Source organism: Pseudomonas sp. MPB03 (genome assembly GCF_046605385.1).
GTDB lineage: Bacteria > Pseudomonadota > Gammaproteobacteria > Pseudomonadales > Pseudomonadaceae > Aquipseudomonas > Aquipseudomonas zanjanensis.
This window is the reverse complement of record NZ_CP176770.1, coordinates 469,069-482,408: the sequence shown is the minus strand read 5'-3', so window position 1 is coordinate 482,408 and position 13,340 is coordinate 469,069. Positions and strand designations below refer to the sequence as shown.

The 13,340-nt window shown below is 61.0% G+C and carries 9 protein-coding genes and 1 pseudogene; 1 reads left to right on the top strand and 9 read right to left on the bottom strand.

Features of this window, described 5'->3' with window-relative positions; all coding sequences use genetic code 11:
* Positions 1-7: 7 nt before the first annotated feature.
* Together ACLH0I_RS02020 and ACLH0I_RS02015 are read right to left on the bottom strand one after the other, a co-directional pair.
* Complete coding sequence (locus tag ACLH0I_RS02020) at positions 8-1,450, bottom strand: TIGR01777 family oxidoreductase (RefSeq protein WP_411386156.1); 1,443 nt, start codon at positions 1,448-1,450, stop codon at positions 8-10.
* Positions 1,443-1,931 carry a cell division protein gene (locus ACLH0I_RS02015; RefSeq protein ID WP_411386155.1) on the bottom strand — a complete coding sequence of 163 codons (489 nt, stop codon included), beginning with the start codon at positions 1,929-1,931 and terminating at the stop codon, positions 1,443-1,445. The genes ACLH0I_RS02020 and ACLH0I_RS02015 overlap by 8 nt, the downstream gene beginning before the upstream one ends.
* 766 nt (positions 1,932-2,697) lie before the next feature.
* Between ACLH0I_RS02015 and ACLH0I_RS02010 the strand changes: the two genes are divergently transcribed.
* Positions 2,698-3,069 carry a DUF6124 family protein gene (locus ACLH0I_RS02010; protein WP_411386154.1) on the top strand — a complete coding sequence of 124 codons (372 nt, stop codon included), beginning with the start codon at positions 2,698-2,700 and terminating at the stop codon, positions 3,067-3,069.
* A gap of 283 nt (positions 3,070-3,352) precedes the next feature.
* On the opposite strand, the gene ACLH0I_RS02005 is transcribed toward ACLH0I_RS02010, so the two are convergent.
* The 7 genes and pseudogenes from ACLH0I_RS02005 to ACLH0I_RS01975 all read right to left on the bottom strand — a co-directional run bounded on the left by ACLH0I_RS02005 (position 3,353) and on the right by ACLH0I_RS01975 (position 13,321).
* Positions 3,353-4,219, bottom strand: a complete 867-nt coding sequence (locus ACLH0I_RS02005; protein ID WP_411386153.1) for an ABC transporter permease — start codon at positions 4,217-4,219, stop codon at positions 3,353-3,355.
* Positions 4,220-4,231: 12 nt separating this feature from the next.
* Positions 4,232-5,092, bottom strand: a complete 861-nt coding sequence (locus ACLH0I_RS02000) for an ABC transporter ATP-binding protein (protein WP_411386152.1) — start codon at positions 5,090-5,092, stop codon at positions 4,232-4,234.
* Positions 5,093-5,097: 5 nt separating this feature from the next.
* A complete protein-coding gene (locus tag ACLH0I_RS01995) occupies positions 5,098-6,123 on the bottom strand; it encodes an ABC transporter substrate-binding protein (protein WP_411386151.1) in 1,026 nt (341 codons plus the stop codon).
* A gap of 37 nt (positions 6,124-6,160) precedes the next feature.
* Positions 6,161-7,063 (bottom strand): TauD/TfdA dioxygenase family protein, encoded by a 903-nt coding sequence (locus ACLH0I_RS01990; RefSeq protein ID WP_411386150.1) that lies wholly within the window; start codon positions 7,061-7,063, stop codon positions 6,161-6,163.
* A 263-nt stretch (positions 7,064-7,326) separates the two neighbouring features.
* Positions 7,327-8,856: pseudogene (locus tag ACLH0I_RS01985) on the bottom strand (IS3 family transposase).
* Positions 8,857-9,807: 951 nt separating this feature from the next.
* Entirely contained in the window at positions 9,808-11,175 is a 1,368-nt protein-coding gene (locus tag ACLH0I_RS01980) for an HlyD family type I secretion periplasmic adaptor subunit (protein ID WP_186709498.1), read from the bottom strand.
* Complete coding sequence (locus ACLH0I_RS01975; protein WP_186709500.1) at positions 11,165-13,321, bottom strand: type I secretion system permease/ATPase; 2,157 nt, start codon at positions 13,319-13,321, stop codon at positions 11,165-11,167. The genes ACLH0I_RS01980 and ACLH0I_RS01975 overlap by 11 nt, the downstream gene beginning before the upstream one ends.
* Positions 13,322-13,340: the final 19 nt, after the last annotated feature.

Here is a 13,340-nt window from a genome sequence, read left to right as displayed (position 1 = left end):
GCGCTCCTCAGGCCAAGTCGCGCAGGGCGGCGTCGAGCGTCGGGTAACGGAACGTATAGCCGGCCTCGACGAGACGATTGGGCACCACCCGCTGGCCGTCGAAAAACAACTGGGCCATCTCACCTGCCAAGGCGCGCACCGGCGCAGCGGGAATGTGAAACCACACTGGCCGCTTGAGCACCTTGCCGACACTTTCGGCAAACAACGCCTGGCTGACCGACTCGGGTGCCACCAGGTTGTAGGTGCCGCACAGGCTTTCATCATCGAAGGCTCGGGCGATCACTTGGATGACATCGTCGCGGTGCACCCAGCTCATGATCTGTTTGCCGTCGCCCATGCGCCCGCCGAACCCCAGGCGAAACGGAATCAGCAACGGCAGCAACGCACCGCCCGGACCGAACACCACGCCCAGGCGCATCACCACCTGCCGCACGCCCAACTCAGTGGCAGGCCGGGCTGAGGCTTCCCAACGCACACAGAGTTCAGCCATGAAGCCATCGCCCTGGGCGGCGCTTTCATCGAGGCTTTCGCTGGCGTCACGCACGCCGTAAAAACCCACGGCTGAGGCCTGTATCCACAATGCCGGTTTGTGCCGGGCGTTTTTCAACCAGGCCATCAAGGCTTCGGTGGTGTTGACCCGGCTGGCAATGAGTTGCGCCTGACGCTTGGGACTCCAACGCGGCCCAGCCACCGGGGCACCCGCCAGGTTGATCACCACATCGAACATTTCGTCATGGCCCAGCTTGCCCAGCGAACGCAGGCAGCGGGCGCGGCCGTCAAACAGATAAGCCGCTTTCAACGGATCGCGAGCCAGCACGCTGACCGTGTGCCCGGCGTCGAGCAATTGATTGACCAGGGTCTCGCCGATAAACCCGGTGCCCCCCGTGACCAGCACGCGCTTGTAGGCGCCACCGGCAAACGGGTTGGCAGGCTTGCCTGCGCGTTGCATGCGCAAGGCCGCCAAGCCGTCGCGAATACCCGAGGCCGTGACCCCGATGGCGAACAAGGTCAGCAGCCAGCCGCGCCAACCGAGGTCGATCGCGCTCAGGCCGGTGGGCAAACTCGCCCACTGCGCCAGTTGCACGCCGTACAGTGCGAAAAAGGCCCCGCCGTTGACCGCCAGCACCGTATGCATGATGCGCTCGATGGCCGGCAGCTTGCGGCTGCGGTCCTCGACCACGAAGTCCCAGAGCGTCAGGCAAATCTCCAGGGCGAACAGCAGCGCGATGACAATCGCCCACGTTCCCTCGAAGGCCAGATGCGCCATGCCCAGGAACAGGATCCCGTAGAAACATGAGCGCAGGGCGTGGATCGACAGCTCCAGCCGCGCACTGTGGCGATAGGGCAAGGCGACGGTGAGTTCGTGGTGATACAGGGTGTCCAGCGCACCGAGGATGGCTTGGGCGATCAGCAGGGCGATGGCCCAGTCCAGCAGTGAAAAATCAGCCATGGTTGGAATCACTCGGCGCATTGTCAGTCAGGGAGGTACGGCGGTCGTGGCGATAGAGCCAGAACAGCGGCGGCAATAAAACGAGCAGTGCGAAGCTGTCGAACCACAGGTGCGACCAGACCTGTGCCTGGGCGGAAATCCACATGTCCTGGGGTGCCCACAGCAGGATGCCGGCGATCAGCCAGCCCCAGGGCATGGCGCGTTTCAATCGATTGCCGATGTGGACGAGGGCGAGCATGTACAGCGCGTAGCTTTGCAACGTGGCGCCGAACAAGGCCAGCCACCAGACTTGTTGTGCGTGGGCCGTAGCGGGCACGGCATTGGTGCCCCAGAACGCTTGTTCGATGGTGTTCAGATAGTGATCGAGCAAGCCAGAGTGACCAGCCCACGTCAGCGTGACGCCGGCGAGCAGGTGCATCAGGGCCGCCGCGTACAACCAAACGACCAGGGCTTTGCGAAGGGTGCGGTGAGGGGTTGGCATTCCATGTCCTGAAGGCTTGCTTGAGGGCGGCCAGTCTAAAGGAAATGGGAGGGGCTTTACTGGGCTGATGGGCTGGCAGCGATAATTAAATCTCGCCAACGAGACCTGCTTCGCAGGCCAGCGGGATCAAGCTCTCTCGCCACAGGGATTTAAGTGTCAGGTTAGCGGTGAATTGAAGATTGTCATCGCGAGCAAGCTCGCTCCCACAGGGGTTTTGTGTCGAACTCAATATCGAGACCAACCCCGATCACCTGTGGGAGCGAGCTTGCTCGCGATGACGTCAGCCCAGACAACCCGTGGCGAGGGAGCTTGCTCCCGCTGGCCTGCGAAGCAGGCCCCCAGCATTCCTTCCGGCACACCGCATCGCCCGGGTTTGCGACTGCTGCGCAGCCGAGCGGGAGCAAGCTCCCTCGCCACAGGTTCTGTGTACCGCTTACCTACAACTGCGTCCTAGGAGATTTCCTTCAAGTTGCGGCGATGTTGGTGAACTTGTCCGCCTTTAGGCTCACCGCTAGTCTGGGTTTGTCACTGAAAAAACGGTGACACGGACGTGCAAGTCCGAACAAACTGTTTAGGATGCGACGCTACATCGCTCAGGGGCTTTCTTCTGCCCACTGGCTTTATGGCGGCTGCGCGCAGGAGATCCTTGGATCTGCTGGGTGTCCTAAACAGGCCCGGTCTTGCACACCTGCGTACGGCCGCCACCCCATTCGCGTGCAAGCGGACGGTGACGGTTCCCAACTAATTACTGTTTAGGGTATCTCTCATGTTCAAAGTAACGCCAAATCCGCCAGGAAGCCCTGGCAACACCGCCGACAAATCCTCGAAAACCAAAAAACTCGACGAAGCCGCCGAGCGCGCCCTCGACTACTACCTCAACCCCAAACCTGCCGATAAATCCTCAGCCAAATCCCAAACCGCCCAGCTCTTCACGGTCGCCCCAGACATCGACACCGAAACCTTGCTGGCCAATGCTTCCGAAGACCTGCTGTCCATCAGCGCCATCGCCGCCGACCTGGCCGATGATGTCGACGGTTCGCGCCGCAGCGTGATCCTGGCGATCAGTCGAATGGCCGATGGGGTGCATCTGTTGGTGGAGCGGGCGATGGATCGGCTGGAGGTTCAAGCGGCGGGCTGACATACCTGTGGTGAATTGAGGATTGCCATCGCGAGCAAGCTCGCTCCCACAGGGTTTTGTGTCGAACTCAATATCGAGATCAACACCGATCAACTGTGGGAGCGAGCTTGCTCGCGAAGGCGTCAGCCCAGGCAACCCAACCCCCGTGGCGAGGGAGCTTGCTCCCGCTGGCCTGCGAAGCAGGCCCCCGGCATTCCTTCAGGCACACCGCATCGCCCGATTTTGCGACTGCTGCGCAGCCGAGCGGGAGCAAGCTCCCTCGCCACAAGGGTGTATCACTGGCTCACCGCTGCATCCCCCAACGCTTCACCGTCACCCGCTCCAAACTGTCGAACACCAGGTTCTCCACCAGCAACCCGATGAGGATCACCACCGCCAACCCGGCAAACACCTTGTCGGTGTACAGCTCGTTACGGTTCTGGAAGATGTACCAACCCAAGCCGCCCTTGCCGCTGGTGGCACCGAACACCAGCTCCGCGGCGATCAGGGTGCGCCAGGCGAACGCCCAGCCGATCTTCAACCCGGCGAGGATCGACGGCAGCGCCGCCGGGATCAGGATGAACAAGACAAAGCGCAGGCCCTTGAGCCCGTAGTTGCGCCCAGCCATGCGCAGCGTTTCCGACACGCCAAGAAATCCCGCATACATGTTCAACGCCAGCGCCCACAGCACCGAATGCACCAGCACGAAAATCAGGCTGTTCTGCCCCAGGCCGAACCACAGCAGCGCCAAAGGCAACAGGGCGATGGCCGGCAGCGGGTTGAACATCGAGGTCAAGGTGCTGAGCAGGTCGCGGCCCAACTGGGTCGACACCGCCAGGGTAGTCAGGCCAAACGCCAGGAGGATGCCCAGCAAATAACCCTTGAGCAGCACCACCAGGGAAATCCACACTTTGCCCAGCAGCTCGCCACTCAGCATTCCGTCGTACAAAGCGCTGGTGGTCTGCAAAAAGCTCGGCAGCAGCAGGTCGTTATTTTGATAGCGGGCTACTCCTTCCCACAGAACCGCCAGCACAATCAGGATCAGCGCTTTACGCAGCCAACCCTGTTGCCAGAGGCGCTGGCCCAGGGGCAACTCCCGCTCCAGCGGCACGTGGGTCAGAGGTTGCAGGTCGACTTCGTATTCTTCGCGCACAGGCGATAACTGGCTCATGAAACGCTTTCCTTAATACGCGATACGGATGTCGGTGAAATCCAGCTCACGCTCGGCGTCCGGCAACTGGCCTTGCTCGAACAGCAACGAATGAATCCGTCGCGCCGTGTGCTGGAAACCCACGCCGCCGAGGCTGTGCAGGTCGTATTGATGGCTGTGGATTTCCGCCCTCACCCGTCCCGGGTGCGGCGACAACAGCAAAATACGATTGCCCACCACCAATGCCTCTTCAATGGAGTGGGTGACGAACAACAGGGTGAAACGCACCTCCTCCCAGAGCAGCAGCAATTCCTCCTGCATCTTGCGTCGTGTCAGGGCATCGAGGGCGGCAAAGGGCTCGTCCATCAAGAGGATTTTTGGTTGCATCGCCAGCGCCCGGGCAATCGCGACGCGGGCCTTCATGCCACCGGACAAGGTGTGGGGGTAGGCATCGGCAAACGCCGCCAGGCCGACCTTGTCGAGGTAATGCAGCGCCCGCTCCTCGGCCTCGCGACGCTTGAGCGTGCCCGACGCCAGCAGCGCGAACATCACGTTCTGCTTGACGGTTTTCCACGGCGGCAATTGGTCGAACTCCTGGAACACCACGATGCGATCCGGGCCCGGCGCGTTGACGGTTTGGCCTTGCAAGCGGATCTCACCTTCGCACGGTGCGATAAACCCACCAATGGCCTTGAGCAGCGTGGACTTGCCGCACCCGGACGGGCCGAGCAGTACAAAGCGGTCCGCCGGATCGACCTCGAAACTCACTTGATGGGTGGCCCGCACCACACGCTGCGGGGTGCGGTATTCCAGGCTGACGTTGTCCACTGACAGCAGCGCAGTGTCAGCGGAGGTGGCGTTGCTGGCCGCGTGGCCTTGCAATGGCGCGTTCATGACGATCAGCTCCCCTGCAACGGCTTGGCGTCCTGGAAGAAATAATCTTCCCACGACGCCGGTTTGTGCTTGATGGCGCCGACGCGGTAGAGGAACTCCGCCAGCGGGTAGGTGTTTTTCGGGGTGACGGTGAATTCGATCTGCGGGTTGTCGATGATCTTCAGCAAGGTCGCCCGGTCGATCTTGGCCTTGGTCACACGCAGGTAGGTGTCCGCCGCCGCGCCTTTGTCCTTCTGGGCGAACTCGGCCGCTTCGGTCAGGGCCTCGACGAAGGCCTTGTAGGTCTTCGGGTTTTGATCGCGGAATTTCTCGGTGGCGAACAGCACCGTGGGTGAATTCAGCCCGAGCACGTCATAGGAATTGAGTACGACGTGGACGTTGGGATTTTGCAGGGCCTGGTCCTGGAACGGCGGGTTGGAAAAATGCCCGGTCAACTCGGTGCCGCCGGCAATCAACGCGGCCGTGGCGTCCGGGTGCGGGACGGCCAGGGTGTACTTGTCGAGGCGATTGAAGTCCTTGTCGCCCCACTGCTTGGCGGCGGCGAATTGCAGGAACCGCGACTGCACCGACACCCCCACCGCGGGGACCGCGATGCGGTCCTTCTCGGTGAAGTCGGCGATGGTCTTGACGTTCGGGTTGTTGCTCAACAGGTAATAGGGAAAGTTGCCCAGGGAGGCCACGGCCTTGACGTTCTGCTTGCCACGGGTGCGGTCCCAGACCGTCAGCAGCGGTCCGACGCCAGCCCCGGCAATGTCGATGGAACCCGACAGCAACGCATCGTTGACAGCCGCGCCGCCTGATAGCTGGGTCCAGTCGACCTTGATGTCGATGCCCTCCTCCTTGCCATGCTTCTCGATCAATTGCTGGTCGCGGACCACGTTCAGCAACAGGTAAACGATGCCGAACTGTTCGGCGATGCGAATCTCGCCCTCGGCGTGGGCGCTGGCGGGCGCGACGAGGCTGCCGGCCAGCAAACTGAACCCCAGGCCGATGGCGGCGGCCAGCGGGGCAAAAGCAATGCGTGTGGACATGGTGATTCTCCGGGCTTTGTGCGCAAGGCGCAGCCGATCAGAAAGGGGCGTCGCCCTGGATGGTGGTGCGGTACAGCTTGCGGCGCAGATGACTCGGGCAACCGGCGGCCAGGTGAATCAGCGAGCGGTTGTCCCAGAACACCAAGTCGTGGGGCTGCCATTGATGGCGATAGATGTTCTGCGGCAGCACGCTGTGGGCATACAGATCCGTCAGGATGGCTTTGCTTTCATCTTCCGGCAGGCCGACGATGCGGGTGGTGAAGCCTTCGCTGACGAACAGCGCCTTGCGCCCGGTTTCCGGATGGGTGCGGACGATGGGATGCACGACTTCGGCGACCTGGGCCAGTTGCTCAGGCGTGAGCGTCGGGCGCCAGTTGCCTTCGAATTTGGTCTCGCTGTAGCGCGCCGTGTAGGAGTGCGCCGCCGAACGGCCCTCCACCGCTTTGCGCAGCGTTTCCGGCAACCCGTCCCAGGCCTTGTGCATGTCAGCGAACAGCGTATCGCCGCCTTCGCTCGGCAGCTCCTGGGCATGAAGCATCGAGCCGAGGCTGGGCAGTTCTTTATAGGAAAGATCCGAATGCCAGAACTTGCCGGCGTCCCCCAGGCCGATGGATTGGCCGTTTTCGATGATGTTGGAAACGATGAGGATTTCCGGATGCCCGGCCAGCAGGAATTGCTTGAGCACATGGATCTGCAGCACGCCAAAACGACGACTGAAAGCAATGTGCTGTTCGGGTGTGATGCGTTGGTCGCGAAACACCACGACGTGATAGTCCAAGTGGGCGCGGTGGATGCGGGCGAAATCCTGGTCGTTGATGGGGCTGGACAAGTCCAGGCCAACGATCTCGGCGCCTACGGCATCGGGGAATGGACGGATGTCGAACGACTGCGGCGCGATGTTCGCGGCATTTGAATCTGGAGAAAAAGAGACGACTGGCATACATCACTCCCACGCACGGCGCGCTTGAATGGGCGCGCAATCGATCAAAACTCACGGCGTTACCGTGTTGGTTTGTGTCGTGCGGCGCGCCGATTGGTCGGCAGGTACGCAGGGGGATGACTTTAAAGGTATAAGAACAGCAATTTAAATACTAAAAATGCATAACCATATGGCAGAACCGGTGGGAGCGACTCTGATCCTGTGGGAGCCGGCGTTTTTCAAGGTAGTTGTCGCGTCACCGTTTTGTTATGCCACTTTTGCGATCACAGTAAGCTCTCTTCAGGGTTCAGATACACCGTCCCGACTGGCCTCCAGTTACGTGTTTCTCCTGACCACCGTCCAGGTTTTTTCGCTCTAGCTAATCTGTAAACAGTGTCACGGCGGGCGAGGATTTCATTGTCCTTGCCTTCATGACGCTGGGCCGGCGTGACGAAGCGGATTCTGCTATGACGATGCACGGTGTTGTACCAGACCATAAAATCCCGAACCCAGACACGCGCATCATCCAGACTGTCAAACCCGCCCAAGGGCCACTGCGGACAGTATTTCAATGTTCTGAACAACGACTCGGAATAAGGGTTGTCGTTGCTGACGCGAGGTCGTCCTCGCGAAGGCGTAATGCCCAAATCGTACATTTTGGACAGCAGTGTCACCGACTTCATGGGCGCGCCATTATCCGAGTGGAGCACCAACGGCTGCTGCCAGCACTTCTCCTGATTCACGCTTCGTTGCAGCAGTGCCGCCGCCTTTTCTCCGCTTTCTGCTTCGTAGACTTCCCAGCCCACGGCTTTGCGGCTGTAGATATCTTCGATCAAGTAGAGATAGTAAAACTGCCCGCGAATCGGCGTGGGCAGATAGGTAATGTCCCAGGACCACACCTGGTTGGCCGACGTCGCGGCATACGTCGTCGGTGCCACATGATGCTGTGGTCTCTTGGCTCGTGACCTGTGTTGCTGCTGGCCCGCAGCCTTGAGCACCCGATAAAAGGTGGCCTTCGAAGCGAGATAACGCCCTTCGTCTGCCAATTGCGGCACGATCTGACTTGGCGGCAGATGGGCATAGGCCTTGCTGTTGCACAGTACCAGGATGTTTGGCGCTCCAGTTCACTGAGCGCATTACCGGGTATGGGCCTGATCGTTGTCGTACGGCCATCGGCGAGGATTTCGGACGGTAACTCCAGCGTTGCAGCGTCCTGAGCGAAATGCCAACTTCCTGACAAGCAGGCGCCCTACGGGCGCCCGCCGTGATGGCTTCGTTGAGCCAGCCCACGAGCAAATACCGTTCTGGCAACAAGGTCAGTTGTCCTCGTCGTCGCTTCCCCAGTAGGCATTGAGCTTTTTTCGCAGCACCAGCAGAGCCGCCGTTTCAGCGAGAGCGGCATCTTTGCGGCGCAGTTCGCGTTCCAGTTGTTGGATGCGTTTCTTGTCCCTCGCACTTGCGCGGCATCAGCTTTCTACCGGTCGGCTGATGGGTGCTGTTAGCAATAAACTCGTTGCGCCAAGCGGCGACCTGCTCAGGGAAAATGCCCACTCGGCGGCAATATTCGCCCATTTCCAGTTCCGATAGTGCTGATGTTTCGATGACCGCTGTCAGTTTTGACTCGGCTGACCAGTTCTCTACCGGTTGATTTTTTTCGGACAATTGTGAGCCTCGGGCAGCCGCTTGTTTGCGCCATTGATAAAGAGAAAAATCGCTGCAACCCTCACGACGCGCGACCTCTTTGCAGAGAGACTAAGGGGCGGAAGCATCATTTTCAGCAACGCGGCTTTACGTTCAGGTGAATAGAAAGGCATGACCATACTCTTGCCGCCCCCGAAATGCTTTTAGGAATTTGGAGAGGCGACAACTAGCCTGACACCGGGGAGCGAGCTTGCTCGCGATAGCGTCAGGTCAGACACGTATCTGTCGCTGACAGACTGCTATCGCGAGCAAGCTCGCTCCCACAAGGGTTTCGGGAGCACCACGGTCCTGTGGCGAGGGAGCTTGCTCCCGCTCGAGTGCGCAGCGCTCATCGCTTTTTGGGGCCGCTGCGCGACCCAGCGGAGCAAGCTCCCTCGCCACAAAAGCGTCCAAATCATCACATCATAAATTGATCAACAGTAAATCCTGTGGGAGCGAGCTTGCTCGCGATGGCGTCAGGTCAGACACGCATCTGTCGCTGACACACTGCTATCGCGAGCAAGCTCGCTCCCACAAGGGTTTCGGGAGCACCACGGTCCTGTGGCGAGGGAGCTTGCTCCCGCTCGAGTGCGCAGCGCTCATCGCTTTTTTGAGGCCGCTGCGCGACCCAGCGGAGCAAGCTCCCTCGCCACAAAAGCGTCCAAATCATCACATCATAAATTGATCAACAGTAAATCCTGTGGAGCGAGCTTGCTCGCGATGGCGTCAGGTCAGACACGCATCTGTCGCTGACACATTGCTATCGCGAGCAAGCTCGCTCCCACAAGGGTTTCGGGAGCACCACGGTCCTGTGGCGAGGGAGCTTGCTCCCGCTTGAGTGCGCAGCGCTCATCGCTTTTTGGGGCCGCTGCGCGACCCAGCGGGTGCAAGCTCCCTCGCCACAAAAGCGTCCAAATCATCACATCATAAATTGATCAACAGTAAATCCTGTGGAGCGAGCTTGCTCGCGATGGCGTCAGGTCAGACACGCATCTGTCGCTGACACACTGCTATCGCGAGCAAGCTCGCTCCCACAACGATTTCGGGAACGCCACAGAGATATCGCTGGACCTGGCGACTCGGTGCTACCGCTCGTGCAACGCCTCGGACCGGGCCTTGATGATCGGCTTGAGCAGGTAGCTGAGCACGGTTTTCTTGCCGGTGATGATGTCCACCGACGCCACCATCCCAGGGATGATCAGCAAGGGCTTTTCAGGCGTGCCCAGATGGCTGCGTTCGGTGCGCAGCTTGATGATGTAGTAGGTGGTCTTCTTGTCTTCATCGGTGATGGTGTCGGCGCCGATCTGTTCCAGCTTGGCTTTCATCCCACCGTAGATGGTGTAGTCGTACGCGGTGAATTTAACCGTGGCGTCCTGGCCAGGATGCAGGAAGGCGATGTCCTGGGGACGGATTTTCGCTTCCACCAGGAGGGTGTCGTCCAGCGGCACGATTTCCACCAGGTCGCTGCCGGGCTGGATCACGCCGCCGATGGTGTTCACCAGCAGTTTATTGACAATGCCGCGCACCGGCGAGGTCACCAGGGTACGGCTCACGCGGTCTTCCAAGGCCTTGCCGGTGGCTTGGGCCTTGTTCAGGTCGGTACGTGCTTCGTTGAGTTGGGTCAGGGCTTCGCTGCGGAACTTGCCGCGGGTCTCGTCGATCTTGCGCTGCACTTCCTTGATCGCCGATTCGGCGCGAGGAATCGCCAGCGTCGTGGCGTCCAGTTGCCCGCGGGTCTCGACTTCGGCGCGCTTGAGCCGCAGCACTTCCACCGGCGACACCGCGCCTTGGGCCACCAACGGCTCGGACATGTTGATTTCCTGGCGTTGCAGCGCCAGGCCGGAGCGGTACTGCGCCTGCTTGGACACGAACTCACGCAGTTCCTGCTGGCGCTGGATCAACTGCTCCTGCAAGCCACCGATTTCATCATGCAATTGCTGGCGACGGCTGATGTACAGCGACTCTTCGCTGGCGGCCTGGCCCGGCACCGCCTTGAGCACATCGGCCGGGAAGTTCAGTGGCCGGTCATCGACCTCGGCACTCAGGCGTTCGACCCGCAACAGCATGGACAGGCGATCCGCTTCGGTTTCGCCGACGTTGGAGACGAACCGCGTGTCGTCCAGGCGAATCAACGACGCGCCGGCTTCGACAATTTGCCCTTCCTTCACGAACAGCTCAGCGACGATGCCGCCTTCCAGGTTCTGGATTTTCTGGATCTTGGACGAGGGGATCGCCTTGCCGTCGCCCTTGGTCACTTCGTCGATCTCGGCGAAGTTGGCCCACAGCGCCAGGAACACAAAGAAGCCGATGATGCCCCAGATTGTCAGGCGCACCACCCGGGGAGCGTCCTCGATCAGGGCTTTGTTGACCTCGGGCAGCGGTTGGCCATGCAGTGAATCGGAACCTTTGAAGTAACGACCCACAGCGCCCTTGAAACCTGATTTAAGCAACACTGATCTGCCCCTTTTTCAACGCTTCCATGACGGCGGCTTTCGGGCCATCGGCGAGGATCTGTCCACGGTCGATCACCAGCAGGCGGTCCACCAGGGACAGCAAGGAGGCCCGGTGCGTCACCAGCAGCACGGTCTTGTTTTCCACCACGGCGGCCAGGCGCTGTTTCAAGCGTTCTTCACCGGTGTTGTCCATGGCGCTGGTGGGTTCGTCCAGCAGCAGGATCGGCGGGTTGAGCAACAACGCACGGGCCAGGGCGACATTCTGGCGTTGGCCACCAGACAGGTTCTGCCCGCGCTCGCCAACTTGCAGTTCATAGCCTTGCGGATGCAGGCGGGCGAACTCATGCACGCCGGCCAGCTCAGCGGCCTGGAGCACCAGTTCGTCTTCGACGTAACGGGCACCGGAGGTCAGGTTGTCCCGCAGGGTCCCGGCCAGCAATTGGATGTCCTGGGGCACGTAGCCAATGTTGTAGCGCAGCTCGCTGACGTCGATCTGGCGGATGTCCACGCCGTCCACCAGCAAGGCGCCGTCATCCGGCTGATAAAGGCCCACCAGCAACTTGGCCAGGGAACTCTTGCCCGAGCCGCTGCGGCCGATGATGCCGATTTTCTCGCCCGGCTTGATCACCAGGTTGATGTTCTTCAGCGCGGGGTTCTGCTGGTTCGGGTAGGTGAAGTTCAACTGCCGGCATTCAACGGCGCCCTGCAACACCTTGCGACTCAGTGGGCGCTCGTCGAAATTGCGCTCCTGGGGCAGCTCCATCATCTGGTCGACCGAGGTCATGGTCACCCGCGCCTGCTGGTAACGGGTCAGCAGGCCCGACAGCGAGGCTAACGGGCTGAGGGCGCGGCCGCTGAGCATGTAGCAGGCCACCAGCCCACCCATGCTCAGGTTGCCGGCGATGATCAGGTAAACCCCGAAGACGATCATGATCACCCCGGCCAATTGCTGGATCAGCAAGGTGATGTTCATCGCCAGGCCGGACAGCATCTTCACCCGCAGTTCGAGGCGACTGAGGGTGCCGATGGTCTGCTCCCACTGGTACTGGCGTTCGCTCTCGGCGTTGTTGACCTTCACCGCGTCCAGGCCGGCCAGGGTTTCGATCAGGCTCGACTGGCGCTCGGCGCCCAGGGCCATGGTGCGCTCCATGGTCGCGACCAATGGCTTCTGCAAGGCATAGCCGATCAGCAGGGCAATCGGGAACGCCAGCACCGGAATCCACACCAGGTGCCCACCGATAATCGCGATGACCATGAAGATCAGCAGGGTGAACGGCAAGTCGATCAGGCTGGTGAGGGTGAGCGAGGCGAGGAAGTCCCGCAGGCTCTGGAACTCATGGATGTTCTGGGCAAAGCTGCCGACCCGCGCCGGGCGGTGTTTCATGGCCATGCCGACGATGCGCTCGAACAGCGTCGCCGAAATGATCAAGTCGGTTTTCTTGCCCGCCAGGTCCAGGCACAGGCTGCGCAGCATCTTGAGGATCAGGTCGAAGACATAGGCGCCGGTGATGCCGACGGCCAATACCCACAGGGTCGATTCGGCCTGGTTCGGCACGACGCGGTCGTAGACGTTCATCACGAACAGCGGCGCGGCCATGGCGATGATGTTGATCAGCAGGCTGGCGGCGATGGCATCGGCGTACAGCCAACGGGAGCGCTTGAGGGTGTCGCGAAACCACGAACGCGCCCGGGGAATGAGCGTGCCGTGGTTAACGTCAAATTTATGCTGCGGTTGGGCGAAGAACACCTTGCCGCTGTAGTCATCGGCCAGCAGCTCGCGGCTGACCGTCACCTCACCGCCGTCGCTTTCGCTGAGCAGCAATCGCGCCTGGTCGTCACCGACCCAGCCCAGCAGCACGGCGCTGCGGCCGTCTTTAAGCAGCAGCAGCGCCGGCATGGCGATGGTCGGAATTTGCTCGAGCTTGCGTTGCAACACCCGCCCTTGCAGACCGGCACGGGCTGCCGCGCGCGACAATAATTCGACGCTCAGCCGTTGCTTGGGCAGCGGCAGGCCGGTGGTGAGCATCGCCGCGCTGGCCGGCTTCTGATGCAGCATGCAGAGCGCCAGCAGACCGTCCAGCAGCGGGTCGTCGTGCAGCGTGCGCGGGTCATGAACTAGTTCGACTGGACTGACTTCTGATTCCACGCTCGGCACTCTGACTGAT

Bases quoted from the DNA above. Each gene is read 5' to 3' on its own strand.
- ACLH0I_RS02020 (WP_411386156.1), bottom strand. From the start codon at position 1,450: ATGGCTGATTTTTCACTGCTGGACTGGGCCATCGCCCTGCTGATCGCC.
- ACLH0I_RS02015 (WP_411386155.1), bottom strand. From the start codon at position 1,931: ATGCCAACCCCTCACCGCACCCTTCGCAAAGCCCTGGTCGTTTGGTTG.
- ACLH0I_RS02010 (WP_411386154.1), top strand. From the start codon at position 2,698: ATGTTCAAAGTAACGCCAAATCCGCCAGGAAGCCCTGGCAACACCGCC.
- ACLH0I_RS02005 (WP_411386153.1), bottom strand. From the start codon at position 4,219: ATGAGCCAGTTATCGCCTGTGCGCGAAGAATACGAAGTCGACCTGCAA.
- ACLH0I_RS02000 (WP_411386152.1), bottom strand. From the start codon at position 5,092: ATGAACGCGCCATTGCAAGGCCACGCGGCCAGCAACGCCACCTCCGCT.
- ACLH0I_RS01995 (WP_411386151.1), bottom strand. From the start codon at position 6,123: ATGTCCACACGCATTGCTTTTGCCCCGCTGGCCGCCGCCATCGGCCTG.
- ACLH0I_RS01990 (WP_411386150.1), bottom strand. From the start codon at position 7,063: ATGCCAGTCGTCTCTTTTTCTCCAGATTCAAATGCCGCGAACATCGCG.